General features: G+C 67.6%; 26 protein-coding genes. 11 read left to right on the top strand and 15 right to left on the bottom strand.

What is annotated here, in order from left to right:
- Window positions 1–200 precede the first annotated feature (200 nt).
- Both NA4_RS10535 and NA4_RS10530 read right to left on the bottom strand, forming a co-directional pair.
- A complete protein-coding gene (locus NA4_RS10535) occupies window positions 201–434 on the bottom strand; it encodes a hypothetical protein (protein WP_157128934.1) in 234 nt (77 codons plus the stop codon).
- Between the two features lie 132 nt (window positions 435–566).
- The gene (locus tag NA4_RS10530) at window positions 567–1,205 is read right to left on the bottom strand and encodes an O-methyltransferase (RefSeq protein WP_067467804.1); all 639 of its coding nucleotides are present in this window, start codon (window positions 1,203–1,205) and stop codon (window positions 567–569) included.
- 280 nt (window positions 1,206–1,485) lie between these two features.
- Between NA4_RS10530 and sigE the strand changes: the two genes are divergently transcribed.
- The 7 genes from sigE (at window position 1,486) to NA4_RS10495 (ending at window position 7,496) form a co-directional block, all read left to right on the top strand.
- Window positions 1,486–2,145, top strand: coding sequence for an RNA polymerase sigma factor SigE (gene sigE / locus NA4_RS10525; RefSeq protein WP_245671253.1), 660 nt, complete (start codon window positions 1,486–1,488; stop codon window positions 2,143–2,145).
- 57 nt (window positions 2,146–2,202) lie between these two features.
- A complete protein-coding gene (locus NA4_RS10520; protein ID WP_067467801.1) occupies window positions 2,203–2,601 on the top strand; it encodes a hypothetical protein in 399 nt (132 codons plus the stop codon).
- A 10-nt stretch (window positions 2,602–2,611) separates the two neighbouring features.
- The gene (locus NA4_RS10515; protein ID WP_067467796.1) at window positions 2,612–4,147 is read left to right on the top strand and encodes a S1C family serine protease; all 1,536 of its coding nucleotides are present in this window, start codon (window positions 2,612–2,614) and stop codon (window positions 4,145–4,147) included.
- A 33-nt stretch (window positions 4,148–4,180) separates the two neighbouring features.
- Window positions 4,181–4,597, top strand: coding sequence for a Sec-independent protein translocase protein TatB (gene tatB, locus NA4_RS10510; RefSeq protein WP_067467791.1), 417 nt, complete (start codon window positions 4,181–4,183; stop codon window positions 4,595–4,597).
- A gap of 52 nt (window positions 4,598–4,649) precedes the next feature.
- On the top strand, window positions 4,650–5,507 hold the full coding sequence (locus tag NA4_RS10505) for a hypothetical protein (protein WP_067467786.1): 858 nt from the start codon (window positions 4,650–4,652) through the stop codon (window positions 5,505–5,507).
- A 474-nt stretch (window positions 5,508–5,981) separates the two neighbouring features.
- The gene (locus NA4_RS10500) at window positions 5,982–6,446 is read left to right on the top strand and encodes a hypothetical protein (RefSeq protein ID WP_067467783.1); all 465 of its coding nucleotides are present in this window, start codon (window positions 5,982–5,984) and stop codon (window positions 6,444–6,446) included.
- Window positions 6,447–7,163: 717 nt separating this feature from the next.
- Window positions 7,164–7,496 carry a hypothetical protein gene (locus tag NA4_RS10495; RefSeq protein WP_067467780.1) on the top strand — a complete coding sequence of 111 codons (333 nt, stop codon included), beginning with the start codon at window positions 7,164–7,166 and terminating at the stop codon, window positions 7,494–7,496.
- Window positions 7,497–7,560: 64 nt separating this feature from the next.
- Here the strand turns inward: NA4_RS10495 and NA4_RS10490 are convergent, their stop codons facing one another.
- The 7 genes from NA4_RS10490 to NA4_RS10460 form a co-directional block, all read right to left on the bottom strand.
- Window positions 7,561–8,499, bottom strand: coding sequence for a glucosyl-3-phosphoglycerate synthase (locus NA4_RS10490; RefSeq protein WP_067467777.1), 939 nt, complete (start codon window positions 8,497–8,499; stop codon window positions 7,561–7,563).
- On the bottom strand, window positions 8,496–9,380 hold the full coding sequence (folP, locus tag NA4_RS10485) for a dihydropteroate synthase (RefSeq protein WP_067467774.1): 885 nt from the start codon (window positions 9,378–9,380) through the stop codon (window positions 8,496–8,498). Before folP ends, NA4_RS10490 begins: the two co-directional genes overlap by 4 nt.
- A gap of 27 nt (window positions 9,381–9,407) precedes the next feature.
- Window positions 9,408–11,177 (bottom strand): long-chain-acyl-CoA synthetase, encoded by a 1,770-nt coding sequence (locus NA4_RS10480; protein WP_067467771.1) that lies wholly within the window; start codon window positions 11,175–11,177, stop codon window positions 9,408–9,410.
- 17 nt (window positions 11,178–11,194) lie between these two features.
- The gene (locus NA4_RS10475) at window positions 11,195–11,755 is read right to left on the bottom strand and encodes an LOG family protein (protein WP_067467768.1); all 561 of its coding nucleotides are present in this window, start codon (window positions 11,753–11,755) and stop codon (window positions 11,195–11,197) included.
- Window positions 11,749–12,558, bottom strand: a complete 810-nt coding sequence (locus tag NA4_RS10470; RefSeq protein ID WP_067467765.1) for an LOG family protein — start codon at window positions 12,556–12,558, stop codon at window positions 11,749–11,751. The genes NA4_RS10475 and NA4_RS10470 overlap by 7 nt, the downstream gene beginning before the upstream one ends.
- 216 nt (window positions 12,559–12,774) lie before the next feature.
- Window positions 12,775–13,878, bottom strand: coding sequence for a succinyl-diaminopimelate desuccinylase (gene dapE / locus NA4_RS10465; RefSeq protein WP_067467762.1), 1,104 nt, complete (start codon window positions 13,876–13,878; stop codon window positions 12,775–12,777).
- A 283-nt stretch (window positions 13,879–14,161) separates the two neighbouring features.
- The gene (locus tag NA4_RS10460) at window positions 14,162–15,103 is read right to left on the bottom strand and encodes a quinone oxidoreductase family protein (RefSeq protein WP_067467759.1); all 942 of its coding nucleotides are present in this window, start codon (window positions 15,101–15,103) and stop codon (window positions 14,162–14,164) included.
- An 87-nt stretch (window positions 15,104–15,190) separates the two neighbouring features.
- Between NA4_RS10460 and NA4_RS10455 the strand changes: the two genes are divergently transcribed.
- Window positions 15,191–15,646 (top strand): MarR family winged helix-turn-helix transcriptional regulator, encoded by a 456-nt coding sequence (locus tag NA4_RS10455; RefSeq protein WP_067467756.1) that lies wholly within the window; start codon window positions 15,191–15,193, stop codon window positions 15,644–15,646.
- A 184-nt stretch (window positions 15,647–15,830) separates the two neighbouring features.
- On the top strand, window positions 15,831–16,778 hold the full coding sequence (dapD, locus tag NA4_RS10450) for a 2,3,4,5-tetrahydropyridine-2,6-dicarboxylate N-succinyltransferase (RefSeq protein ID WP_067467754.1): 948 nt from the start codon (window positions 15,831–15,833) through the stop codon (window positions 16,776–16,778).
- A gap of 100 nt (window positions 16,779–16,878) precedes the next feature.
- On the opposite strand, the gene NA4_RS10445 is transcribed toward dapD, so the two are convergent.
- From NA4_RS10445 to NA4_RS10435, 3 genes are all read right to left on the bottom strand, one after another.
- Window positions 16,879–17,424, bottom strand: coding sequence for a hypothetical protein (locus NA4_RS10445; protein ID WP_067467751.1), 546 nt, complete (start codon window positions 17,422–17,424; stop codon window positions 16,879–16,881).
- A gap of 188 nt (window positions 17,425–17,612) precedes the next feature.
- Window positions 17,613–18,167 carry a flavoprotein gene (locus tag NA4_RS10440; RefSeq protein ID WP_067467748.1) on the bottom strand — a complete coding sequence of 185 codons (555 nt, stop codon included), beginning with the start codon at window positions 18,165–18,167 and terminating at the stop codon, window positions 17,613–17,615.
- Window positions 18,168–18,212: 45 nt separating this feature from the next.
- Window positions 18,213–19,394: a helix-turn-helix domain-containing protein gene (locus NA4_RS10435; protein ID WP_067467745.1), complete on the bottom strand. Its 1,182-nt coding sequence runs from the start codon at window positions 19,392–19,394 to the stop codon at window positions 18,213–18,215.
- 255 nt (window positions 19,395–19,649) lie between these two features.
- On the opposite strand from NA4_RS10435, the gene NA4_RS10430 reads away from it, so the two are divergent.
- Window positions 19,650–19,964, top strand: coding sequence for a hypothetical protein (locus tag NA4_RS10430; RefSeq protein WP_067467742.1), 315 nt, complete (start codon window positions 19,650–19,652; stop codon window positions 19,962–19,964).
- A gap of 93 nt (window positions 19,965–20,057) precedes the next feature.
- On the opposite strand, the gene NA4_RS10425 is transcribed toward NA4_RS10430, so the two are convergent.
- Window positions 20,058–20,984: a DMT family transporter gene (locus tag NA4_RS10425; protein WP_084496960.1), complete on the bottom strand. Its 927-nt coding sequence runs from the start codon at window positions 20,982–20,984 to the stop codon at window positions 20,058–20,060.
- A gap of 625 nt (window positions 20,985–21,609) precedes the next feature.
- On the opposite strand from NA4_RS10425, the gene NA4_RS10420 reads away from it, so the two are divergent.
- Entirely contained in the window at window positions 21,610–24,066 is a 2,457-nt protein-coding gene (locus NA4_RS10420; RefSeq protein ID WP_067467739.1) for an FHA domain-containing protein, read from the top strand.
- Window positions 24,067–24,274: 208 nt separating this feature from the next.
- Here NA4_RS10420 and NA4_RS10415 read toward each other — a convergent pair whose 3' ends face one another.
- Both NA4_RS10415 and NA4_RS10410 read right to left on the bottom strand, forming a co-directional pair.
- The gene (locus tag NA4_RS10415) at window positions 24,275–24,667 is read right to left on the bottom strand and encodes a PPOX class F420-dependent oxidoreductase (protein WP_067467737.1); all 393 of its coding nucleotides are present in this window, start codon (window positions 24,665–24,667) and stop codon (window positions 24,275–24,277) included.
- 50 nt (window positions 24,668–24,717) lie between these two features.
- Window positions 24,718–26,136 (bottom strand): acyl-CoA synthetase, encoded by a 1,419-nt coding sequence (locus NA4_RS10410; RefSeq protein WP_067467734.1) that lies wholly within the window; start codon window positions 26,134–26,136, stop codon window positions 24,718–24,720.
- Window positions 26,137–26,163: the final 27 nt, after the last annotated feature.

Here is a 26,163-nt window from a genome sequence, read left to right as displayed (position 1 = left end):
CTCGCTCACGCGCGCTCTGCTGAAGCATGCGCCGAACCGTGGCTGTTCGGGGGCGGATTCGCGAACTCGCTCACGTGGCGCGTAATTCATCCGCTATGCGCCACCGGCATCAGACTCGGTGCATATCCGAAAAGTACTCCACAGCAACTATCTACGAGTGGGCGTCGACCGCGGGAGAAAATCGGCTCGGCGCCCGACGACTATGGCCCGGGCGGGGCGACCGTTTGCGTGCAGAACGGCTCGCATGGGCCCTGTGTCGGAGTGACTTTGGCGGGTCCGGTGTCGAAATCGGTATTGCTGACCATGATCAGTACCAAGACGGCTCCCAGCAGCACCATCGCGAGAGCCAGCATGGTCGGCCGCAGCCAACTCGACCGACGTTCCGTGACGACATGCCCCAGGGCACCCATCTCGATGGCATCAATTTCACGCATAACCCGACAACCTCGCTGACTTGTTTCTCAGCGCATACCCTCGATTCGGTCGCGAAAACGACTCGGCCCGTGGCGACTGTCGAGCGGACGGGCGACAGGGCAGCACGGCTCGCCGCGCAACTACTCGCGTCACTAACCGCGCGAGGCACACAGCAATCCGTCACCGACCGGAATCAGCACACAGGTGAGTTCGGGATTCTCCGCGATGGCGCGGGTCGCGGCGCGCACCGCCTGGGTGGCCGGATCGCGCTGCGCCAGGTCGGGCACCCGACCGCCCAGCAACGCGTTGTGCAGCAGAATGGCCCCACCGCTGCGCAATAATCGCACCGCTTGGGCCACATACTCCGGATGCTCCAGCGGCGCGGCATCGATGAAGACCAGATCGTAGGCGCCGTCGGCCAGCCGCGGCAGCACATCGAGCGCACGCCCGTTGATCAGGCGGGTTCGCGCGGGCGGGATGTCGGCGGCGCGGAACGCCTCCTTGGCCGCGCGCTGATGCTCCGGCTCCGAATCGATGGTGGTCAGCGTGCCGTCCTCGCGCATGCCGTCGAGCAGCCACAGCCCGCTGATGCCCGCGCCGGTGCCGACCTCGACCACCGCCCGCGCGCCGAGCAACTGCGCGTACATGCTCAGCAGCGCGCCCACCGAGGGCGGCACGGGCGCCACGCCGAGTTCGGTGGCCCGCTCGCGCGCGCTGACGAGGATCTCGTCTTCCACGACGGATTCCTCCACGTAAGCGAGATTTCGCTCCAGATTCGATGCCACGGGTATGAGGCTAACGCCGGGCGGGTGGTCTGGGCGTTCCGGACAACACGCGCCGCCACCAATTCCACGGCCATTTTTCTCAGGTGTCCCTCAGGATCTCCATAACCCGGCCATATCAGGACCAGAAAGAGTATGGGCAACGCAAGACCACCGACCGTGTATTAACACAGGACGCGGGAACAACGACATACAGCTTGTCTGTTGTATCCGTACGTGACGGACCGTAGACCCGGCCCCGATCGAGTCCGTGTCTGTGCGGTCCCTAGTAGGAGGTAGCCCCATCCACATGGTCGATGCGGCGCGTGAGTACGCCACCCTGCCCGAGCAGATCCCGCCTGTCGAAGCCGACATCGTCGCCGAACCTGTCGAGCTCACCGGGACTGCCGCCTTCGACGCCACCGGTGACCGGTCGGCCATGCCGTCGTGGGACGAACTGGTCCGCGAGCACGCCGACCGGGTCTACCGGCTGGCCTATCGCCTCTCCGGCGACGCTCAGGACGCGGACGACCTCACGCAGGAGACGTTCATCCGGGTGTTCCGTTCGCTGTCGAGTTACCAACCGGGCACGTTCGAGGGCTGGCTGCACCGCATCACGACCAACCTGTTCCTGGACATGGTCCGCCGCCGCAACCGGATCAGGATGGAAGCGCTGCCCGAGGACTACGACCGGGTGCCCGCCGAGGGGCCCGGCCCCGAGCAGGCATACCACGACGCCCGCCTCGATCCCGACCTGCAATCCGCCTTGGATTCGCTGGCGCCGGAGTTCCGCGCGGCCGTGGTCCTGTGTGATATCGAGGGACTGTCCTACGAGGAGATCGGCGCTACGCTCGGCGTGAAATTGGGCACTGTGCGCAGCCGGATCCACCGTGGGCGGCAGGCGCTGCGCGACTACCTTGCGCATAATGGAAGTGAGCAGCGGTTCGCCGCTGATACGAACATAGGGTGATTCGTCGGAAGCCGGCGTCGCCCCACGGTCGATGTCGGTTGAAAGGGTGAGCACCGAATGAGTGGCGACTTCAGTACGTCCGGTCGTCGTCCGCCTCGCTTCAGCCCCACCGAACATCTGGCGAGTGAGGCGATCGCGGCGTATGTGGACGGCGAACTGCGGATGAACGCGTACCTGCGCGCTGCTCAGCACCTTTCGCTGTGCCCGGAGTGCGCGGCGGAAGTCGACGCTCAGCAACAGGCCCGCATCGCGTTGCGGCACGCGGGCAACGTCGCGATTCCCACCGGACTGCACGACAGCTTGACCAGGATTCCGCTCGGGGAATTGCCGGGTGGCGCCTCCAGCGCGCGCACCCCCACGTCAGGAGCCGGCCAGACCTCCCGTAACGACGCGGTTTTCGGTTTTCTGACCGATTCCTTCACCGCGACTCGGTGGACAACCTGGTGGCGCAAGTAGAGTTTTCCGCGTGACCACCGAATCGACGAATTCCGGATCGGCCGACACCTCGGATTCGGCGGCCAACCGCGGGAATCTCCGGCCACCGGACGCGCCCGTGCTCGGCCCGCGACCGGTCTATCGGCCCCATGTCGACACGCACACCGCGCGCGCCTTCCGCAGGCCGTCCGGGCTGTCCGGTTCGTTCGCCGACCCGCCGCCTGCCCGCACCGCAGGCGCGGCGCAGAGTGGCCCCGAACTGCAGAACCGTCCACCCGACGCGGTGCTGGCCGAGGCGTTCGGTCGCCCCGAGGGTTCCACCGAGCTGCTGCAGCGCGATCCCGATGCCGCAGGCGGCGCCGCCCCGGTCGCCGGTCCCGCCGATCCGTGGCGTGATCCCGACGCCGTCGCGCGGCTGGGCGCCCCCGCGGTGCCAACCCCCAAAACGCAGCTCCTACCCCAGGCCGAGAAGCTCAGCGCGCGCGAAGTGCTGTTCGGCGACCGTGTCGCCCCCAAGGCGCTGGCACTGCTCGCGCTGGCGGCGCTGGTCATCGGCCTGCTCGGCGGGCTGGTCGGCAGGCTGACCGCGGAAACCGCCTCGACGCTCACCTCGCGCAAGGTCACCCTGGAGCAGACCGGCGACGGCGATCGCCCGCACGGCCTCATCGCGCAGGTCGCGAACGCGGTGCTGCCCTCGGTCGTCTCGATCCGGGTCACCGTCGGCGACAACGGCGCCACCGGCTCCGGTGTGGTCATCGATGGCGGCGGCTACATCGTCACCAACAACCACGTCATCTCGATGGCCGCCCAGGACAAGAGCAACCGGGCCGCGATCCAGGTGCAGTTCTCCGACGGAACCCGGGTGCCCGCCCAGATCGTCGGCCGGGACCCGAAGACCGACCTGGCTGTACTGAAGGTCGATGTGAAGAATCTCACCGTCGCCCAGATCGGGAAGTCGGGCGACGTCCAAGTCGGCGATGACGTGCTGGCGATCGGTTCGCCGCTCGGCCTGAGCAAGACGGTCACCTCCGGCATCGTCAGCGCCCTGCACCGTCCGGTGAAACTGGAGGGTGAGGGCAGCGACACGAAGGCCGTCATCGACGCGGTGCAGACCGATGCGTCGATCAACCCCGGTAACTCCGGTGGCGCGCTGGTGGACATGGACGGCCGGGTCGTCGGCATCAACACCGCCATCCGCAGCGAGACCGGCGGCTCGGTCGGCCTCGGCTTCGCCATCCCGGTGGACATGATGACCGAGGTCGCACAGACATTGATCCGCGACGGCGTCGTGCACCACCCGATCATCGGCCTGAGCGCGCGGACCAAGCAGGTGGCCAACGAGGTCATGAGCGGCGCGGCGGTGGCCGACGTCACCCCGGGCGGTCCCGCGGCGAAGGCCGGGATCGTTGAGGGTGACGTGATCGTCAAAGTCGGCGACCGGGAGGTCACCGGTCCGGACGAACTGGTGGTCGCGGTGCAGTCGCACAAGATCGGAGAGATGGTGAACGTGCAGTTGATCCGCGATGGCAGGCAGGTGGACGTGCCTGTGACGCTGGAATCCGACTGACCCGCCGACCCGATCGCCGGGTAGCCTGATTACGTGTTCAGCAACATCGGCTGGAGCGAGATGGTCATCCTGCTCGTCGCCGCCCTCATGATTCTCGGCCCGGAGCGTCTGCCCGGTGCCGTGCGCTGGACCACGCGCAGCCTTCGGCAGGTGCGCGACTACGCCAGCGGCGCCACCACGCAGCTGCGCCAGGAACTCGGGCCGGAATTCGACGATCTGCGCAAGCCGCTGGCCGACCTGAACGAACTGCGCGGGATGACTCCGCGCGCGATGGTGACCAAACATCTTCTCAATGGCGATGATTCGCTGTTCAAGGATTTCAACAGCGCATTGCCCGACCCGAAGGACTTGTACAGCACGAACAGCGGTATGCCGGACTATCCGATGCCCAAGTTCGATAAGCCGTTGGAGCGCAACGAACGTCCTCCGATCGACTCCGACGCCACCTGATCCGTCAAGAAGTCTAGACACCATGCGGTGTTCAGCTGTCTAGACTTCGCACATGTCGGCCGATGACGTGGCGCGCGTGTTCGCGATCGAGGACAAGGTCGAGCGACTGAAGGCGGCCACCGATGGAGTGGCGGCGGCCCAGCAGACCATCAACGAACTGACCAGGATTCGGCGTGCCGTGATCCGCGAACTCCATGCCGACGGCTGGACGTTCGCCAGAATCGGTGCGGCGGCGGGCCTTTCCCGCGCCCGTATCCACCAGGTGAGTACGCAAGGGCCCGCGCCGGAAGGACTGTTCTTCGGGCATGGTTCGCTCACCGTGCTCGTCCCGGAGGTGCGCGCCGGGCGGGTGATCGGCGCACCGGATCCGGCCGCGCCGCAACGGTTGGCCGAACTACTCCGCCAACTCGGATTCACCGTCGCGGTCGAGCATTTCCTCCCCGGCCGCCCGGTCGATCTGCGCCGCGACGGACTGATCGTGCTCGGCGGCCCGGAACTATCCCCCAGCTTGCGCCAATTGGTCGCCGCCGACCCACGGCTACGCCGCGCCGTGGCCAGAGTGGGCGATACGCGCCGGGGAATCGAGGACCGGGCGGCGAGGCGGGTGTACCGGCCGGGCGGCCCGGAACCGCACGACATCGCCTATCTCGCCAGGCTTCCGCGCCTCGACGGCCGCGGCACCGTGCTGATGATCGATGGCATGCACCCGCCCGGCTCGCTCGGCGCCATCCGCCTGCTCGCCACCCGGCTGGCCACGCTGCACGAGCGCGCGAGCAACCACCTGTTCTCGGTGTTGATCGCCTGTCGCTTCGACCGTGCCACCGGGGAACCACTCGAGGCCGAACTGCTCACGCCGGTCTATCGCCACGACCCCGAAAACCGCTCGCCGATATCGGGTCTGCGCCGCTGAGCCGCGGCACGTCAGGACCGGATTCGCGCACTCCACGGCAATCGGCTGCGTCGGGAATTGCTCGCCGCGCCACGCCCCTTCTCTGAGACCGTGATTCGACTGCTCGCCTCCGTCCACGCTGGTACGAACGTCGGATGCGGTGGCGCAAAGGAATTCAGCAAACCATCCGCCACACAAGATGCAGGCGCCGACACGCTCACCAATCGCCGACCGCACGGCGGAGTCGAACGGCCTTCGGCACTCCATGCCGTGGCAAGCAGCCTGCTCAACCGCACCTGCCGAGCAGGTGCCCGCCGCCGACCCGGCTGTGGCGCCGGTCACCCGACCTGCCGATGTCACGTTCCAGGAGAGCTGGCTAAAATAGCTGAAAGATAACGCGCGAGCAGCTCGACCCCGTGGTGCCTACCGAGACCGACGCGCCCTATCTCCGGCTCCGCCAAACGGACGTGCGAGACGTCCGGCAAGGAGGAAATAGTGAATCCGCTTCTGATCATCGGTGCCGCCATCCTGGTGACGGGACTGCTCGTCCTGGTCGCCACCATGCTGCTGCGGCCGACGTCGTCGCGCTCCCACCTCTCCGTGGCCGAACTCCAAGCCCGGCTCGCCACGGAGCAGGAGGGCTCGTCACCCCCGCCAGAGGGTTCCGAGAAGGACGAAACGGCGTCCGACGAGGACACGCACACGGATGGCAAGCCGCGGCTGACCATGCCGGCGGTACGTCGCCAGCTCCCATACCCGATTGCGGATAGCGACGACGCGAAGAGCGAACCCACGTCCACGACGAGCGACAACGGGATGCAGAGCGAAGCCGCGTCCACGCCGAGCGACGACAGCACCGAGAGCGAACCCGCATCCGCGGCGGCGGCCGACTTGGACCCCGTGCAGGCACAACGAAGGGCCGCCGCGGCGGAGATGCTGCGCCGGATCACCTCCGCATAGCCCAGGCCGACGGTACGGCGGAACTCGCCGTCCGTCTCGGCCCTGACGCTCCGGCCAGACGCCGCTCGGAAGGAGACCACCTCCTGGTGGCACCAGTCCGTCGCGCTGGCACGCATCGACCGGTTCGGCTACGCCGACGCCGACCGGCTCACGGTCGGGTTGGCAGATCGTGGCGGACCGGCCGCACCGTTATCTGCGCACCGAGCGGCAAGCCGGGCAGATCGACGTGCGCACCGGGTCTGCGTGCTCACTCAGGATGACGAGTTCGACGCACCAGCCGCGGCCACGGCACTGACCTTCCTGCGAATCGGCTTGGTCGGCGTCCCCGGTTCACCCCGGGACTCCGGAGTCACTGAAGACCAGCTCGCCCGGGTCCGGTCGGACTGGATCCGATCATGGACTCCGGAGCGACGACCAGCTCCATGCCGCTCGGATTCCGGCCGAGCGCGGCGGCGCGTCCGCCCGTCCGCACCTACGGTCCCATCCGCCGCCGAGGCGCTCGAAGTCTCCTCGCACGAAGCGGATTGGATCCTGATTCGCCGGGAATACCCCCGCCAAGCCAGCCGGTCGCGTGAGCGCGCTCATCTCCCCCTTGCACGCCGTGACCGTTCGGCCCACACTTGATTTGCTGAAAGTTAACTAGACCAGGTGACGGTGCGTTGCGCTTCGGCCCCGCCACGCTCTGCCCGGCCCGCCCCACCGAGAGGAGAAAGCGCCGTGACCGCCACCCAGATCGCCGTTCTCTGTTCGCTCGCCGGCGCCGCGAGTCTGGTCGCCACCATCGGTCTGCTGCACGGTCCGGCGACCCGGCGGCGCCGAGTCGGCGTCGCTGAGCACGGGATCGCGGAGCAGGTCGCCCCCCGGCTGCCGACCTGCCCGATCGGTCGGCCGCAGCAACTGCCCACCGAGCCGTTGACCGTGGCGGAGGCACACGAACTCATGCAGCGCCACCGGATCTGTGAGCCCTCGGAATGCGTCTACAAGAACGCGGCCTTCCGCACCCTGATCGAAGCCGGGTACATGCGCGACCCGCGGGCCAAGGGGTCCTGACCCCCGAACCCGGGCACTTCCGGCGTTGCCGGCGGGCGGGGATCCGATAGCGGATCGCGGACGCTCAGGCCGCCGCCCACGCGGGCCGCAGTGTGTTCATCGGCGGGCGATCGATCAGCGACACTTCGGTGCTGTGCGCGGTGAATTCATCGCCGATCAGCGGGAATTGGGTCAGTGCCGCCCCGGAGTCCTGGACCCCGCTACGGCCGAGCACCGTGCCGAGGATCTGGCGGCTCATCACGCCGAGATCGGCCAGCGGCCGGTTCCGATGCGTGCGAACGCCCAGATTGACCTGGCCGATCGCGGACATCCCGAGCCGGTCGTAGGTGTCGAGCAGCAGTCCGATCTCCACGCCGTAGCCCGGCGCGAACGGCACCGAGGTGAGCAACTCCCTGGAGCCCGCGTACTCGCCGCCCAGGGGCTGCAAGACCTGCGACAGTTCGGGCCGCAGCGCCGCGAGCAGCGGGCGCGCGACCAGCTCGGTGACCCGTCCGCCGCCGTGCGCGTCCACCGCGCCGCCCTGCCGCAGCGGCCTGCGGTAGTAGGCCTTGGCCAGGTGCATATCGTGGATCGTGAGCAGCGGTCCGAGCAATTTCGGCACGAAGGCCGGGTCGGGGTCGATCAGATCGGAGTCGACGAAGGCGATGAGGTCGCCGCTGGTCACCGCCAGCGAGCGCCACAGCACCTCGCCCTTGCCGGGGACCGGCTCCAGCTCGGGCACCGCCTGCTCGCGGCTGATCACCTCGGCGCCGGCCGCGCGAGCCCGCTCCGCGGTGGCGTCGGTCGAACCGGAATCGAGCACGACCAGCTCGTCGACCAGCGTGCCGAGCAGCGGCCGGATGCTGGCCACCACGTCGGCCACGGTCCGCTCTTCGTTCAATGCGGGCAGCACCACCGACACGGTGCGTCCGGCTTTGGCGGCGACGAGCTCGTCCACCGTCCAGTTCGGGGTGTCCCAAGTATTGGTCGTCGCCCAGGCGGGCTCGAAGGGTTGGAATGTCATACCAGACCTCGCAAGGTTCGTGCGGGGGGCCGGATGCCCTGGATCGCGGCGATCATGTCCACGACCCGCCGGGTCGCGGCGACTTCGTGGACACGAAAGACTCGGGCGCCGGCCGACGCCGACCATGCTGTTGCCGCCAACGTGCCCTCCAGCCGCTCGGAAAGACCGACACCTAAAGTCTCCCCGATGAAATCCTTGTTGCTCAGCGCCATCAAGACTGGCCATCCGGTTTTTACAAGAACGTCGATTCCGCGCAACAGTTCGAGCCCGTGATAGGTGTTCTTACCGAAATCATGGGTCGGATCGATCAAAATCGAATCTTCGTTCACGCCCGCCGCGAGCGCGTTCTCGGCCGCGCGTACCACCGTTTCGGTGACCTCGTTCACCACGTCGGCGTAGCGCACCCGATGCGGCCTGGTGCGCGGCACCGCGCCACCGGTGTGGCTGCACACCACGCCCGCGCCGTGCGCCGCCGCCACCGGGACCAGCTCCGGGTCGGCCCCCGCCCAGGTGTCGTTGATCAGATCCGCGCCCTCCCGCAGCGCGGCCGACGCCACCTCGGCGCGCCAGGTGTCGATGCTGATCAGTAGCTCGGGGTATTGCGCGCGGATTGCCGCGACGAACGGCACCACCCGGCGCGTCTCCTCGGCCGCGTCGACCAGGTCTCCGGGCCCCGCCTTCACTCCGCCGATGTCGACCAGGTCGGCGCCCTCGTCCACCGCCCGCGCGACGGCGTCCATGGCCGCCGCGTCGGTGAAGGTGGCGCCGCGGTCGTAGAACGAGTCCGGCGTGCGATTCACGATCGCCATCACCAGCGCTCGATCCGTCGCCACCGGTCGCCCGCACAGCGTGGGAAACCGCGCCGGAATCGAGATCGACATGGAGACGACTCTAGTTGGGGGGCGTCGTCAGTTTCGGGGGGCTCGGCCCGCGGCGACGTCGGCGGGGTAGCCGTCGTAGGCGGGGACGTAGCCCTCGGTGCGTCCGGCGAGGACATACAGCGTGCTGTCCGGGTCCGGGGTGTAGCCCTGCTTGCGAAGTTCGACCTTGCGGCTTTTGAACGTGGAAGTGTGTTCCAGTTCGGGGACGACGCGGACGAACAGGGGGACGGCATATCCGGGGAGCTGTTCGTAGGCCAGCTTCGCCAGCGCGGCCGGGTCGAACTCGGCGCCGGGGTGCAGCGTCACGGCGGCCATGCCCGCCTTGCCGTCGGTTCCGGGGATGTCCACGCCGTAGACCACGGCTTGGGCGATCGGCTCCGCCTTGCTGAGAGCGCGCTCCACCTCGGTGGTCGCCACGTTCTCGCCCTTCCAGCGGAACGTGTCGCCGAGCCGGTCCACGAACGCGACGTGATGCCAGCCCTGATCGCACACCAGATCGCCGGTGTCGAACCAGACGTCGCCCGGCTCGAAACCGTCGCGCACGAGCGTGGCCTCGGAGGCGGCCTTGTCGGTGTAACCGTCGAACGGGACACGGTCGGTCACTTTGGCCAGCAGCAGCCCGACGCCGCCGGTGCCCACCCGGCGCAGCCGCCCGTTGTTGTCCCGCTTGGCCTTTCCGGTCTCGTCGTCGTACTCCACCACGGCATACGGAAGTGGGTTGAACCCCGCGGTGCGGTCGACGCCGAAGACGTTGGCGAACCCGGTATTCGCCTCGCTCGCCCCGTAGAACTCCACGATCCGCTCGATGCCGAAGCGCGTTTCGAACTCTTCCCACAGTTCTGGGCGCAGTCCGTTGCCGACGACGAGCCGGACAAGATGCTGCCGATCTGTCGGTTTGGCCGGCTGATTGAGCAGGTAGCGGCACAACTCGCCGATGTAGATGAAGGCCGTCGCCTGCTCACGAATGACCTCGTCCCAGAACCGCGACGCGGAGAAGCCCCGCCCGAGGGCGAACGCGCCGCCGGAGGCGAGCACCGCCGACAACGCGACGGTCACCGCGTTGTTGTGATAGAGCGGCAGGCAGCAGTACAGGGTGTCGTCGCCGCGCAGCCGAATGCCGAGACCGCCCATCCCGGCCATGCACTTGGCCCAGCGCAGATGGGTCATCACGCTGGCCTTCGGCAGGCCCGTGGTGCCCGAGGTGAAGATGAGGAACGCGCGCTCGCGCGCGGTCACCTCGGCGCAACTCGGCGGGTCGGTGTCGTCGGCGCTCTCGGCCGCCCGATGCAGTTCGTCGGCAGGCAGGATGTTGTCGAGCGGCTCGGGCAGCGAGCCGATCGCCTCCGCGCATTCCACGCCGACCACGTTCAGCGCACTGCCGAGCAAGCCGAAGCTGTGGGCGAGCACGCGGTCGCGCTGGTGGTGGTTGAGCAGGCCGGCGGTAGCGCCGAGTTTCACCGTGGCCAGCACGACGAACATCGTCTCCGGCCGGTTGGTCATCAGCACGCCGACCACGTCGCCGCGCCGCACACCGCGCTCCGCCAGCACGCTCGCATAGCGGTTCACCTGGGCATTGGCCTCGCCGTAGGTGTATGTCGCGCCCTCGAACCGCAGGAACGGACGATCCGGATGACGATGCGCGCTGCGCTGGAAGTACAGCCCGATCGAGGACCTGGACTCCGGCTTCACCAGAATCCCCCGCGCGTTGCGCAGCATGCGCGGCACGTCGAGTGCGATGGCGGGCAGATTGCGGACGATATCGGCCAGGCTCACCGTCGAGCGTGCGTCGCTGCTCACGTCTTCAGTTCTCCTCGTCAAGCGGTACGCGGCGCCTCCAGTGCCGCGAAGGCGGACGGGAGATCGGTCACCACGGTAATCCGGGACAACGCTGTCTGGGGCACGAACTTCCGTTCGTACAATTCATCCAGCCAGGAGAACAAGCCGCGAAAGAATCCATTGGGATCCAGCACAATAACCGGCTTCTCATGCTGTCCCAGATAGCCGCCGGTCCAGGTCTCGAAGAACTCCTCCAGTGTGCCGATGCCGCCGGGCAGGGTGAGGAAGGCGTCGGCACGGTCCTCCATCACCTGCTTGCGCTGGCGCATCGTGTCGGTGACCACGAGCTCGTCGGCGTCGACGTCCGCGACCTCGCGGTGCACCAGATGCTTCGGGATGACGCCGATCGTCTTCGCGCCACCGGCGCGTGCCGCGGTGGCCACCGCGCCCATCATCGACACGTGACCGCCGCCGGACACCAATTGCCACCCGCGCCGGGCGATCTCGGTGCCCACCCGAGCGGCCAGCGAGAGGTGGTCCGGGTCAGTGGTGCTCGCCGAGCAATACACGCAGACTGCGAAGGGCTGGTCGTTCACCACTCGTCCTCCGTTCCGATCGCGTCCTCGGCGCCGCCCGCTTCCGCATTGGCCTGGATGATGCTCACGACCTCCTCGACGCTGTCGGTCACGTGCAGCAGACCGAGGTCACCGGGCGAGATCTTGCCGGAGCCGCCGAGCGAATCCCGCAGCCAGTCGACCAGCCCGGCCCAGTACCTGCTGCCGAACAGGATGATCGGGAACCGGGTGATCTTGCGGGTCTGCACCAGGGTCAGCGCCTCGAACAGCTCGTCGAGGGTGCCGAAGCCGCCGGGCAGGCAGATGAACGCCTGGGAGTACTTCACGAACATCGTCTTGCGGACGAAGAAGTAGCGGAAGTTGATGCCCAGATCGACCCACTCGTTGAGGCTCTGCTCGAACGGCAACTCGATGCCGAGGCCGATGGAGTAGCCGCCCGCCTCGCAGGCGCCGCGGTTGGCCGCTTCCATCGCGCCGGGTCCGCCGCCGGTGATCACCGCGAAACCGGCCCGCGCCAGCGCGGCGCCGATCGCCCGGCCCGCCTGGTACTCGGGATGGTCGGCCGGCGTGCGCGCGGAACCGAAGACGGTCACCGCGCGGGGCACCTCCGCGAGCGCGCCGAATCCCTCGACGAATTCGGCTTGGATGCGCAGCACGCGCCAGGGGTCGGTGTGCACCCAGTCCGTGTCGCCGCGCTGGTCCAGCAGATTCCGGTCGGCGGTGGAGATGCCGTCCTTGCGGTCGCGGCGGAACATGATCGGCCCCCGGAACTTCGCTGTCGACTTCGGCTTGGTGGTGACCTCACGGTCGGCGGCGTCGGTGGACATGCGATCCACGCTACCGTCCGGAAACGATCACACACTGGCTGCACGTGAGAAGTCGTCCGGTGTTCAGCCGGGCGCAGCGAGGGCGAGAGGCATCCGCAATCTGCGCGTTCAGCGGCGCGCCGGCAGCGCGAGCGTCGGGTACCGCAGCAGGTCGACGACGCCCTCGCGCTGCATCGGTTCCTGCCGCCGAGAAGCTGACCGAAGTCCGGTCGTCGCTCAGGCCGGAGCGCCGGTCAGGTAGCTGCGCAGCATGGCGGTGACCGCGGTGATCTGGTCGACCGGGACGTGCTCGTCGCGCTTGTGCGCGAGGTTGGGGTCGCCGGGACCGAAGTTGACCGCGGGGATGCCGCGGGCGGCGAACCGGGAGACGTCGGTCCAGCCGTATTTGGCGCGCACGCCGCCGCCACCGTGCCGCTGCACCGAGGCGATGAGGTCCTTGGCGGCCGGGGCGGTCAGGCCGGGCAGCGCGCCGGGTGCGGAATCGGTCACGTCGAAGGAGAGTTCGAGACCATCGAAGACCTCGCGTACGTGCTCGACGGCTTGGTCCACGGTGCGGTCGGGTGCGAAACGGAAGTTGACGTCCACCTCGGCGGCATCCGGCACCACATTGCCCGCCACGCCGCCGGCGACGCGAACCGCGGACAGCCCCTCGCGATAGACGCAGCCGTCGATGTCGACCTCACGCGCACGGTACTCGGCCAGCCGTTGCAGGATCGGAGCCAATCGGTGAATCGCGTTGTCGCCCAGCCAGGCTCGCGCCGAATGTGCCCGCACGCCCGAGGTGCCGAGCCGAACCCGCAGCGTGCCTTGGCAACCCGCTTCGATCCAACCGGCGGACGGTTCGCCGAGCACCGCGAGATCGCCGGTGAGCCAGCCGGGCAGATCACGTTCGATGTGGCCGAGCCCGTTGAACTCCGCGGCGATCTCCTCACCGTCGTAGAAGATCAGGGTCAGATCGTGCACCGGATCGGCGACCGTCGCGGCCAGGTGCAGAAACACCGCGTCGCCGGATTTCATGTCCACCGTGCCGCAGCCGTAGAGCACCTGCTCGCCCGCCGGGTTCATGGCGAAGCGGCTGGGCACGTTGTCGGCGATCGGCACGGTGTCCAGGTGCCCGGCCAGGATCACCCGGGTCGGCAGCCCGCGATTCGTGCGCGCCAGCACCACGTTCCCGTGCCGCAGCACCTCGAACCCCACCGTCTGCTCCCGCAGCGCCCGCTCCACCACATCGGCGATGGCCGCCTCGCCGAGCGAAACGCTCGGTATGTCGACGAGTGCGGCGGTCAGCGTGATCGGGTCGGCATGCAGGTCGATGGTCACGCCCTTCACCCTACGGCGGTCGCCCAGCCGCGCCCGCGCACCACGTCTCGACGCTGGGATTGGGGACACACTTCTCCTCTTCGGTGCAGCTGGTATTGCTGTCTGCCGGGCCGAGCTCGTCCGACGAAGGTCTGGGCTGTCATCTCCGCGTCGCGGCTTCTGCTGGCGGCGAGCGCTCGGACATCCGCCGGCAACTGGCGTCGTCTCTCGGATGCGCTGGCAGCGTGGTCGCGGATCCGGCGGGTACCGCGACGGCGGTCCCCGCCGGATCGGCGACCGGAACTCACCCGATGCGGACGATGCTCTTGCCGCTGGTCGCTCCTGCGGCCAGGTTCGAGATTGCGGTCTCGACGTCGGCGAGGGCGTATTCGGCGGTGACGTCGATGCGCACCGACCCATCGGCCACCATCGCCATGGCGTGAGCGGCGCTGTCTGCCAACCGCTGCGGGTGGGTCTGGCTGGCCAGGTTGCTGTTGTAGGTCAGCAGAGACTGCCCCTGCATCAGCAGGTCGTTGGCCGACACGGTGACCGGTTCGAAGGTCGCGATGTTGCCGTAGACCACGATCCGGCCGTGCGGAGCCAACCGCGCCAGATTCGTGACGCGGGTTGGGCCGCCGATCGGATCCAGGATCACATCGAACTTCTCGTCACCATCGGGAAACTGCTCCCGGACCAGCACCTCGTGGTAGCCGAAACGGCGGGCGTAATCGACCTGACCGGCATCACCGACCACCCCGACGATCCGCTCCGCACCGGCGGCAGCAGCGAACTGCACGGCCAGCGAGCCGACGCCACCGGCGGCCGCGTGGATCAGCACACTGTCCGCGCCCTGCACCCTGGCGACAGTGTTGATCAGGTCGTACGCGGTCGGCGCGACCCACCCGAACCCGGCGGCGTCACGCAGGCCGACTCCGGCGGCATTGATCGCAAGCACCGCGGGTGCGGTCACCACTTCGGCGTAACCACCCCCGCCGATCAACGCGGTGACCTGCTCACCGATCCGCGCCTCGTCCACACCGTCACCGACCGCGACGATCTCACCGGCGGCTTCGAAACCCGGCACGAAGGGGCGCGGGATCGGGAAATGACCCGCACGCACCAGCACATCGCCGTACTGCACGCCCGCGTAGGAGACGTGGATCGCGACCTCGCCCGGACCGGCTACGGGTTCGGGCATCTCCGAGAGCCGGAACTGATCGTCGGTGTCCAGAACAACAGCCTTCATCACATACAACCCTTTGTCTTGAATCAGTATCCTGATACAGGAACTAAAGCATTATCAAATACCTGAGTCAACTTAGAAGGTTGTGTCATGACGGACGTGCCTGTCGAGGAGTACGTATGCACCCGGATCCGTCGCGCCGAACAGGCGCTGATGGGCCATCACGAGACGGTGCTGCGCGCTTACGGGCTGACCATGATCCAGTACGCCGTGCTGCTGACCCTGTCGCGCGAGGACGACATGTCCGGCGCTCAACTGGCCCGCGCCTGCGGGGTCACCCAGCAGAGCATGGCCACCGTCCTGGCTGGGATGCAGAACAAGGGACTCATCGACCGGAATCCGTCCCCGGTGCATGCCAAAGTCATGATCGCCGGCCTCACGCCAGCGGGCTGTGACCTGCTCGAGCGCGCCTACCAGGAAGTCATCGTGCTCGAACGCGCCCTCACCGACCGCTTCACCCCCGAGGAGCACCAGCAGTTCTGCGAATTCCTCGACCGCGCCACCGCCACCCTCGTCGAGCAGACATCCACATCCCACACCAAGTGACAAGCCGTACAACGCCCCGGAGTGGTCGCAACGCCACGGTTCGTTCAACGCCGCGGCGTCTCCTCCGGGTTGCGACGCGGACATTCGGCAGACCGGCCATGCGCCTCGGCAGGGCGGGCGAAGGGAGCGTGCGGCCCGGAGCACCCGCACACTCGTTCGCCTCGGGTGGGTAACCTCTAGTGACGTGAGCATCCAGGGAGCAGCAGCAGTCGGTATCGCCAACGTGACCGCGGACGGGACCGTGCTGGACACGTGGTACCCGAACCCGCAGCTGGGCGAGTTCTCCGAGACCGGCACCAAGCGACTGGACGAGGCGCCCGCCGAGTACGCGGCGCTGCTCGGCTTCGACGACGCCCGCGGGGTCGACGTGATCGCGGTGCAGACCACCGTCGCCGACCTGTCCGCCGCCCCGGTCGACGCGCACGACGTCTACCTGCGCCTGCACCTGCTCTCGCATCGCCTGGTCAAGCCGCACGAGGTGAGCCTGGACGGCCAGTTCGGCCTGTTGACCAACGTAGTGTGGACCAACCACGGCCCCGCCGCTGTGGAGGGCTTCGAGGCCACTCGCGCCAAGCTGCGCGCTCGCGGCCCGGTCACGGTGTACAGCGTCGACAAGTTCCCGCGCATGGTCGACTATGTGCTGCCATCGGGCGTGCGCATCGGCGACGCCGACCGGGTCCGCCTCGGCGCACACCTGGCCTCCGGCACCACGGTCATGCACGAGGGCTTTGTGAACTTCAACGCGGGCACTCTCGGCGCCTCCATGGTCGAGGGCCGCATCTCCGCGGGCGTCGTAGTCGGCGACGGCTCCGACATCGGCGGCGGCGCGTCCACCATGGGCACACTCTCCGGCGGCGGCACCACCGTGATCTCCATCGGCGAACGCTCGCTGCTCGGCGCGAACTCCGGCCTCGGCATCCCCCTCGGCAACGACTGCGTCGTGGAGGCGGGCCTCTACCTCACCGCGGGCACCAAGGTCACCACCCCGGACGGCACCAAGGTCAAGGCCGCCGAACTGTCGGGCCGCGACAACCTCTTGTTCCGCCGCAACTCCACCACCGGCGCGGTCGAGGTGGTCCCCCGCAAGGGCACCGGCATCGAGCTCAACGCCGACCTGCACGCGAACGACTGAGGTCCCGGGGACACCGGAAGCTGCTGAGCGGTTCGCCAGGTCCCGCGTCGCCCGGCAACCGCGCAGCGTAGTTGGCTGCGCGCTTGCCGACGCGTGCGTATTACGGCTTCGGGTGTTCCGCCAAGATCTCATCGAGACTGTCGGCGGTAACAGCGCGGTCTATCCAGATGTTGATCTGGTCGAGATCGGTGCACTCGGCAATGCGGCTAGCGATGGCTTCGGACATCGTGAAGCCGCGGGTCCGCAGAATGCGCAACAGTGCCGCGGCCTCACCTTCGGCCCGGCCTTCGGCCTTGCCCCTGGAGTAGTAACGCCGGGCGAACTCGCTCTTGTATTCATAGGTGCCGGTCGTCATGAGGCTCTCCAAGAAGTGCCGGGCCGCCTTTGGGAGAACGGCCATTACCAGGTCTGGCCGCAGCTGCACCTCGATAATGACCCCGAGGGCGGGATCGGTCCCGTTGGCCAGGACTACGACGGCATCTGCTCGGTATTCGGTCGGGTCGATGTCAGGGAAATCGCCGGATTCCAGTCGGGCATGGTCGAATTCGGGTAGTGGAGAATCCATCACGAGCGCCAATAGGTCGGCAGCCAGTCGCGGGCGTTGCCGGAACAGGTCGATGATCACCTCGTGCAGGACGGTGGGCATGCGGGCACAGTACCCATGCCCACCGACAGGAAATCAGTGCCGGGGTATGCCTGCGGCGTCGACGAGTTCTATTGCCTTGCCTCGGATTTCGCGCCGCAGCGGCGGTCGGGGCGAACCGGCTGGATGGTCAGCTCGGCTGCCGCCATCTCGACTTGGACCATGCGCCGCTCGAACACCGCAAGACAGCACTAAAGGCCGACCGAGAGCCGAGGGTGATCAAGCAACGCCCGCCATGCGGCGATCCATGGGAAGCGGTTGATGTAGTCGCTGCCTGCTTTCGGCTCGTGCGGGGAATCTTCGGTCAGCATGGTCACGCCCCACCCAGAGAGCTTGTGCACTGCTTCTTGCACGGCAGGGAAGCTGAGCAGTGCTCGATTTGCGAAAGGCACTGCCACCAGTGGTAGCCCTAGCCCCACGGCTTCGACCAGTAGTCCGAGCGGCAAAGTATCGGAGATACCTGCCGCCCACTTCGCGAGTGAGTTGGAGGTGATCGGCGCGACGATCATTCCGTCGGCTGGCGGCAGGACATCCGGGGCGTCAGGTTCCTTGTATGCACTGCGCACCGGGTGGCCCGTCTTGGCCGCAAGAGCATCGGCGTCGATGAAGCGGAGACCGTTCGGTGACGCGATCACGCACACATCCCAACCGTCTGCCGTGGCCAGATCAACCAGCTTGTCAACGTCTCGGGCGACGCGTGCCCCAGTCACGATCGCGTACAGGACGGGTTCTCCGTTCTCGTTCACGGATTCATGGTCTCAGCGCAGCGCGATCGGCGGGCTCCATCCGGATCAGAGAGTGACGCCGACCCATCGAGCGAATGCGCCGAGGCTGTCACTGCGCCGACGTTCGGCTGCGGCGATCCCGTACAGCGTTTCGCGAACGTTTGGGTGCAGCTTGGTTTGCTGGGGAGCCACGCGACGGGCCACATTCAGCGCTTTGAGCGCGTTGTCCGTGCGCCCGGCGAGTAGCCAGGCACGGGCTGTGTCCTGCCAGTGATGGCCTGCCCGTGGCGGTGCGACGTCGTCGGGTAGCTTCAACGCCGATCCTTCACGGGCCGCTTTGCCAGGGTCGCCCGCTTCCAACTCGACAGCACAGGAATGGATTTCGGTGTTCGCCTGGCTGAACAGCGTTCCGTAGGAGTCGCATTCGCCCGAGATGTGCCGGGCCAGTTTCCGAGCTTCGCTGATATGGTCGCGAGCGATGTCGAGTCGACGATCTCGCGCGGAGATAATCGCCCCGGACAGGTGGCTGAATCCGAGCACTTCGGAAGAGGCCGGATCATCGCCGCCGATCTGGTCGAGAGCCCCTTCGACCAGTTGGAGTCCTACGTCGTTGGATCCGTAGTACATCAGCACCTTTGCCCGTCGGGGCTTGGCTTGCACGGCGTACAGCGGATCGTCGGCTTGGGCCGCCGCCCATTCCAAACCGTCCAGCGACGGCAACGTGAGCGTCATGAAGCCGAATCGGTGAGTCAGCCGCTCCGACTGGATGTAGGCGTGCGCCAAGAGCGAGAAGACTCGACCACGATCGGCATCGCCGGTAGCTGCGTGCAGTGCACCGTACAACTGGCGAATCAGTATCGGTAGCCGGGCAAGGGCAATGCGGCCTTTGTCGTTGCGATACAAGCGGTTGATTGCGTCCAGGTCGGCGACAAGTTGCGTAAGTGGCGGTGGTTCGATCTGCCGGACGTAAGTGCCTTCGGCCAGGATGGCACGCAGCTCGGTGAGCCCTTCCAGGGGACCATCCTCTTCAAGAGTGTCGTAGTACGGAGCCCCGGTCAGCTGCTCCGGCTCGATACCCAGCGCTTTCGCGGCAGCTGCCACAAATCCAGGCGACGCCGGTTCGCGACTCTGCTCGACGGCTCGCACCATGCTCACGCTGTATCCCGCGCGGCTCGCAAGTTGGGGCTGGGTCAACCCGGCAAGCTTTCGTTCGGCGCTGATTCGGGCACCGATACCGACGAATGTCACTGCGAAGCCCCCTAATTCGGCCAGACCTCTTGGTTGATTTCAAGCCTATCGGCATTCGCTGGGCAACGCGGGCAACTGGCAGAGAACTGTCACTTCGGCTGGTACGCCCCGTGTGAGTCTCGGAACCAGGCCCCGGCGCCGGGTCGATGCCGTGCCTCGCATCGGCACACCGACCGCAGTGAGCTGCCGGTCGGTGGCGAAAGCCCTCGGCGCCGGGCGCCACCAACAGACAGCGAATACGACAGGGGTGAAGTGGTGGGATTCAACTGGTGGCGGGAAGCCGAGCCCGACGAGACATCGCCGCAGGCGATCATCGACCGCGTACAGGCCGAGTGGCGAGCCGAGCGCCAACGTATCCAGGCCGGGGATGCACTGCCCGCCGACGCCGGGCTGGGGCCGCGGGGGTGGCCGCATGGGGCACCCGACTACCCGCTCAGCGTGCCCGAGGCGCACGCCACCATGCAGCGCCACAGGGAATGCCGCGTACAAGACTGCCCGCGCAAGGCGGCAGCACGGCAAACGCTGATCGACGCCGGTCGAATGCGGCCGGACACGTCACGGGAACACTGAGCATTGTCGGCCGCATAGTGCTGTGGGGGAAGGGTTTTCACACCGGGATACCGTCCCGGAGCGCTCACCGGACGGAGTGCGGTGCGGCGGAAGCTACGAGCTGTCGCGGCGGAGCTGCGGTGGGGCGTCCCACTGCGGCGTGTGGCCCGGCGAGCCGGGGTCGGCCGGGACGGCGTCGATGGTTTTGCTGCGCGCGAGCGCGACCGTCGCGAAGACCACCGTTGCGAGCGCGGCAACCAGTACCGCGACGAGTTCGATGTTCACGTCCAGGTATTCGCCGAGGGCCAGGAATCCGAGGGTTGCGACCACCATGGGTTCGACGACCGTCGCCGCCGGGAATGATGCGTGCAGGCTTCCGGCCCGATACGAGTATTGCTGCAGCACCGTGCCGGCGAGACCGATGACAATCAGCGCGTATGTCTCGGCCGAGACGAGCACGGCGTTCGCGCCACGGCCTGCGGTCGAGACCACGCCCTTGACGAGCACGGCGGCGAGGCCGAACAGCGCGCCGGAGCACAGGCCGAGCAGGACCGCCCGCCGCGGCCCCGGCCAGGCACGGGCAGCGAGCAGCGCGGCGGCGAACAACGGAATGGCGATGATCCCCACGAGTACCCAGTGCAACGCCTCGGCGTGCGGTTCGCCGGGCCGGGGGTCGCCGACCACCACCAGAATCGCGATCCCGGCGGTCAGGGCCAGCGCCCAGGCCCAGTCGCCGGCCGAAACCGAGCGCCCGTTGAGCCACGCGCCCAGCGGCAGCACGAACAGCAGCGACAGCACCAGCAGGGGCTGCACGAGCATCAGCGCACCCCTGCCCAATGCGGCCGCCTGGAAGGCGAATCCGCCGGCGCCTACAAGCGTTCCCAGCCACCAGTCGGGCGAGCGGAGCAGGCCACCCATGAGCCCGGGAGATTCGGGCGTATCGGCCGACCGTGCCGCGGCACGCTGGCGGATCACCGCCCCGAGCGCAATACATACGGCCGCGCTCACGGCGAGAACTATGGCGACCTGTGAGGACGACACTCCGGTAGCCTACTCCGGGGCCTGGCCGTGCCGCGGTGCTCCGCACTCCACCGCGAAACGATGGATGACCTTGCAGGAGCCGGTTTTCGGTGTTCACCCGACACGGCGAAATCGGCCCTCGGCCGGGGCTGGAGTGCTGGTGCCGCCCGCAATCGTCCGCAGCACCGGTGGCGTCACGGATGTCTGTGAAGGTTGCAGGAGCGCCTGCCGTGTGTACGGCACATAACAGGGGCTCTGCCGCCGCTCGTAAGGGGAAAGCCGATCTATATCGGCATCCCTCGCTGTCGGCAAGGAATTCGCGAAGTAACAGAATTCGCGCGATGGAAACAATTTGGGAAACATTCGAGATCGACCTTGCGTTTAGATTGCGCGTCTGCATGATCGGGCACGGATCGCGAATTCCGACGCATTTTCCGCCCGGCGTGGTCAGGTGTCCTGTTCGGCGGCTTCGCTGCCCGTTTTCCAGTGGCAGGATGCGGTCGCCTGGGCGGCTCATCGTGTGCATTCGCGCTGGTCAGCAAGGTTTGGAGAAGAGCGCGACACAGGAGGAAAACGGACGCCGCGACTGGCTGGCGGGCGAGCCGACTATTGCGGCGACAGTGCGACTCAGTCGTATACTCGCGCTATGTCGGATGAGTCTTCCACGGAATTCCCCGACGGGCCGGTTCTTGTGGTACAGACACGAGAACGCGTCTATCGGCTTCGCGCTGGGGGTGCATACAACGTCGGTCGCGATCCGGCAGCCGACATTGTTGTGACCGATCCGCGGGTATCTTCGTTGCACGCCGTTCTGGAGCGCGGTTCGGGCGGTTGGGAAATCGAGGACAGGGGCAGCCTCAACGGGACCTTTTTCGAGGGTCACCGAGTCGAGCGGATGCTGATCGACCACGACGAGACGTTTCAGCTCGGTCACGCCGTCGACGGTGAGCAGTTGGCCTGTTCCGTAGAGGGACAACCGGGACCCGGGCCCGAGCCGGGCGGTGACGTCGGTGGCGACACGATGATCGTCCCCGATCCCGGATACCAACTCGACGACGAAGCGACGGTCACGAAGTTCGAGCCGGGCCTGCCCCGCCGGGTTTCGCGATCGTCGGCTCCAGCGGCCGCCGGGACGGTAGTCCGGATCACCTCGCCCACCATGCGGATCGGGCGCGCGGCCGATAACGACATCGTGGTGAATGACCTCATGGTCTCCCGCCATCACGCCGAGCTGCGTACGATCGGCGCGGGCAGATACCGGATCGTCGACCTCGACAGCCACAACGGCACCTACGTCAACGGCTCCCGGGTCCACACCGCAGACCTCTCCGAATCCGATTTGATCGGCATGGGGCACACCACGGCCCGGCTGGTCGGCGACGAACTGCGCGAGACCGTCGACACCGGCGACGTGTCGGTCTCCGTGCAGAACCTCATCGTCCGGACTCCGGAAGGCAAGGTGCTGCTCGACGAGGTGAGCTTCCCGATCCCAGAGCGCTCGCTCGTCGGCGTCATCGGGCCCAGTGGAGCGGGCAAGTCGACGCTGCTCGGCGCGGTCACCGGGTTGCGGCCCGCGACGGAGGGGACGGTTCGCTACGACGGACGCGACCTGTACACCGATTACGACGAGCTCCGGCATCGCATCGGGCTGGTCCCGCAGGAGGACATCCTGCACAGCCAGCTTCCGACGCGGCGCGCCCTGCTCTACGCGGCCGAACTGCGCTTCCCCGGTGACACGGGCAGCGAGGAGCGGGAGCAGCGGGTCGACGAGGTCCTCGAGGAACTCGGTTTGGCGCGGCACGCCGATACCCGCATCGATCGGCTTTCGGGCGGGCAGCGCAAACGCGTGAGCGTCGCATTGGAGTTGCTGACCAAGCCGTCCCTGTTGTTCCTCGACGAACCGACCTCCGGCCTCGATCCTGGCCTGGACAAAACGGTCATGGAGATGCTGTCCGAACTGGCGCATGACGGGCGGACGGTCATCGTCGTCACGCACAGCGTCGCGAATCTCGATGCCTGTGACCGCTTGCTGGTTCTGGTGCCCGGCGGGCGGCTGGCCTACTACGGGCCCCCGGAGGAGGGGTTGCAGCAGTTCGGGCAGCGCAGCTGGGCCGAGGTGTTCCAGGCGTTCGACCGCGAGGAGGACCGCGACTGGGCCGGTGAATTCCGGGCTTCGCCACGCTTCCAGCAGTACGTGGCGGTCGGACTGACCGACGAAGTCGGCCCAGCGGAAACGCAGCGCCCACCGGCGCCGCCGCCGGCGCCGCAGTCCAAGCTCAGCCAGCTCAGCACACTGTGCAGGCGATATCTGGCGGTCATCGCCTCGGACCGGAGCTATCTGGCGCTGCTCGGCGTGATGCCCCTGCTGCTCGGTGGCTTGATCGTCGCGATACCGTCGGGCGAGGGTTTCACCGGGTCGCCGGGAACCAACACCGATGCCCCGACCAAGCTCATGATTCTGATCTTCGCCGCATGCTTCGTCGGCACCGGCAACTCGATTCGCGAGATCGTCAAAGAGCAGACGATCTACCGCAGAGAACGCGCGGCGGGCTTGTCGTCCGGGGTCTACCTGATGTCCAAACTCCTGGTCCTTGGGGTGATCACCATCCTTCAGTCGGTGGTGCTGTTCTTCATCGGCACCATTGGTGAGACCATGCCGGCGAAAGGGGTGTTCACCTCGGTCGAGCTGGAGCTGATCCTGGCGATGGCGACGATCGGCGTCGCATCGCTGGCATTGGGCTTGCTCGTGTCGGTGGCGGTGAACACCTCGGAGAAGACGCTACCGCTGCTGATCGTGCTGTCGATGGCGCAGCTGGTGCTCACCGGCGGTCTGGTGCGGCTCCCCGGGACACCCGTCCTGGACCAACTGTCCTACCTATCGCCGTCCCGTTGGGGCTACGGCGCGGGAGCCGCCACCCTCGACCTCGACAACCTCTCACCGCACACCGGCGCAGCCGACCCGCTGTGGAAACACACCCTCGGCACGTGGCTGCTCGATATGGGCGTCACGGCCGGTCTAGGGGTCCTCTTCCTCGCGCTGGCCTGGTACCGCCTGTACCAGCTGCGTCCACGGCGCCGTGGTGCGCGCCCCGCGAGGATTTGACGCCACGACGCTGGTTCCATAGGCCGACCCCATGGGCTACGGTCCCGTCCGTGGCGACGGCGAAGGAGCAGCCGACGGCGGGGCCGTTGACCACGGTGAGCACGGGTTTTGAGTAAGCACGCCTCGCGAGTCGGCGGCGTGCACAGGAAGAACGATCAGCTTCCAATGACCGGGCTGCCGAGATCTGAGTGCACGCCGCCCGGAGCGGTCAGGCGTTGTCCAGGGCCTCTTCCGTCAAACCGAAGGCGATGACGCGGTCCGGATGGATGCGGATCATTTCGCGAGAGACTCCCGCCATGTAGGGATCGACGTCGGTGAGCGCTTCGGCGGTGCCGCGGATTTCCAGGCAGCGGACGCGCCAGGGCTGGACCGAGGCGACGTCGTCGACGACGAATGCGACGTGGGAGTTCGTGGTCAGGTTGCGGAATTTCCAGGAGGCACCCATGTTCCAGCCCGCGATGTCGATGGTGCCGAGGTCGGCGTTGTAGCGGAAGCCGACCGGGTTGTTCTGCGGAGTGCCGTCGGGGCGGACGGTGGCCAGGCGGCCGAGGCGCTGGGTGTGCAGGTAATCGATCTGTTCGGTGGTCAGCGTCGAAGTCATGTGGCGACCGTAGAACCTTGACCTCACTCGAGGTCAACCGATCGATCCCCTCAGCTCAGCAACTTCTTCTGCACCTTCCCCATGGCGTTGCGCGGCAAGGCGTCGACCACGCGGATCTCACGGGGACGTTTGTGCACCGAAAGTTGTTCGGCCACGTGGTCGATCAATTCGCGTTCGGTGGCCGCGCCGCGCAGGACGACGAAGGCGGTGATGCGCTGGCCGAGGTCATCATCGGGCAGTCCCACGACCGCGGCCTCCGCGACGGCGCGGTGGCCGAGCAGCACCGTCTCCACCTCGCCCGCGCCAACGCGATAGCCGCCGGACTTGATCAGGTCCACCGATTCCCGGCCGACGATGCGGTGGAAGCCCTCCGGGTCGATGACGGCGACGTCGCCGGTGCGGAACCAGCCGTCGTCGGTCCAGCTCTCCGCGGTGGCCTCCGGACGGTTCAGGTAGCCGTCGAAGAGCATCGGGCCGAGCACTTGGAGGCCGCCGATACTTTCCCCGTCGTGCGGGACCGGGGCGCCGGACTCGTCCACGAGCCGGGTTCGCACACCGCGCACCGGCGTGCCGACCCAGCCCGGCCTGCGCTCACCGTCGGCCCGGGTGGACAACGTGATCATGGTCTCACTCATGCCGTAGCGCTCGATCGGCGCGTGCCCGGTCAGCTCGCGCAGCCGGTCGAATACGGGCACCGGCAGCGGCGCGCTTCCAGAAACCAGCAGCCGGGCGTCGGCCAATTGCTTTGCCGCGTCGGGGTCGTCGACAACCCGCGACCACACGGTGGGCACGCCGAAGTACAGCGAACCTTTGGCTTCCGCGTACGCCTGCGGAGTCGGCTTACCGGTGTGGATCAGCGGACTGCCCACCCGCAGCGGGCCGAGCACGCCGAGGATCAGACCGTGCACATGGAACAGCGGGAGTCCATGTACCAGAACGTCGTTCGCGGTCCATGCCCACGCGTCGGCGAGCGCGTCCAGGCCCGCCGCGATGGCGCCGCGGCTCAACACGACACCCTTGGGCAGACCCGTGGTACCCGAGGTGTACAGCACGAAAGCCGTTGTGGCCGGGTCGGGTTCGGGATAGGTATGCCAGGACCTGGCGTGCCGCCGGACCGGCACCCGCGGCAGCTCACTGTCCTCCGGCGCCTTCCCCAGCCACGCCTGCGCGCCCGAGTCGGCGAGGATGTGGGCCCGCTCCGCGGTGCCGGAGTCCGGCGGCACCGGCACCACCGTGACGCCCGCGATCAGGCAGCCGACCACCGCGAGGACGGTCTCCACGGTCGGTTCGGCCAGCACCGCCACCCGCTCCGCGCGCGCGACGCGTTCGGCTACCGAGGTGGCGGCGCCGAGCAGGTCGCTGCGCGACAGGATGGTCCCGTCGATGGTGACGGCGTCGGGGATGTCCGCTCCGCCCGCGACGGCGAGCGGGTTCAGCGAACTGAGCAGCAGCGGTGGGGCGAACGGCATTCGACCACGCTACTTCGTCGGCTCCCC

It is taken from the genome of Nocardia amamiensis NBRC 102102 (assembly GCF_001612745.1).
GTDB lineage: Bacteria > Actinomycetota > Actinomycetes > Mycobacteriales > Mycobacteriaceae > Nocardia > Nocardia amamiensis.
Note: the sequence above shows the minus strand (reverse complement) of the source record. Positions and strands in the feature narration are given on the sequence as shown.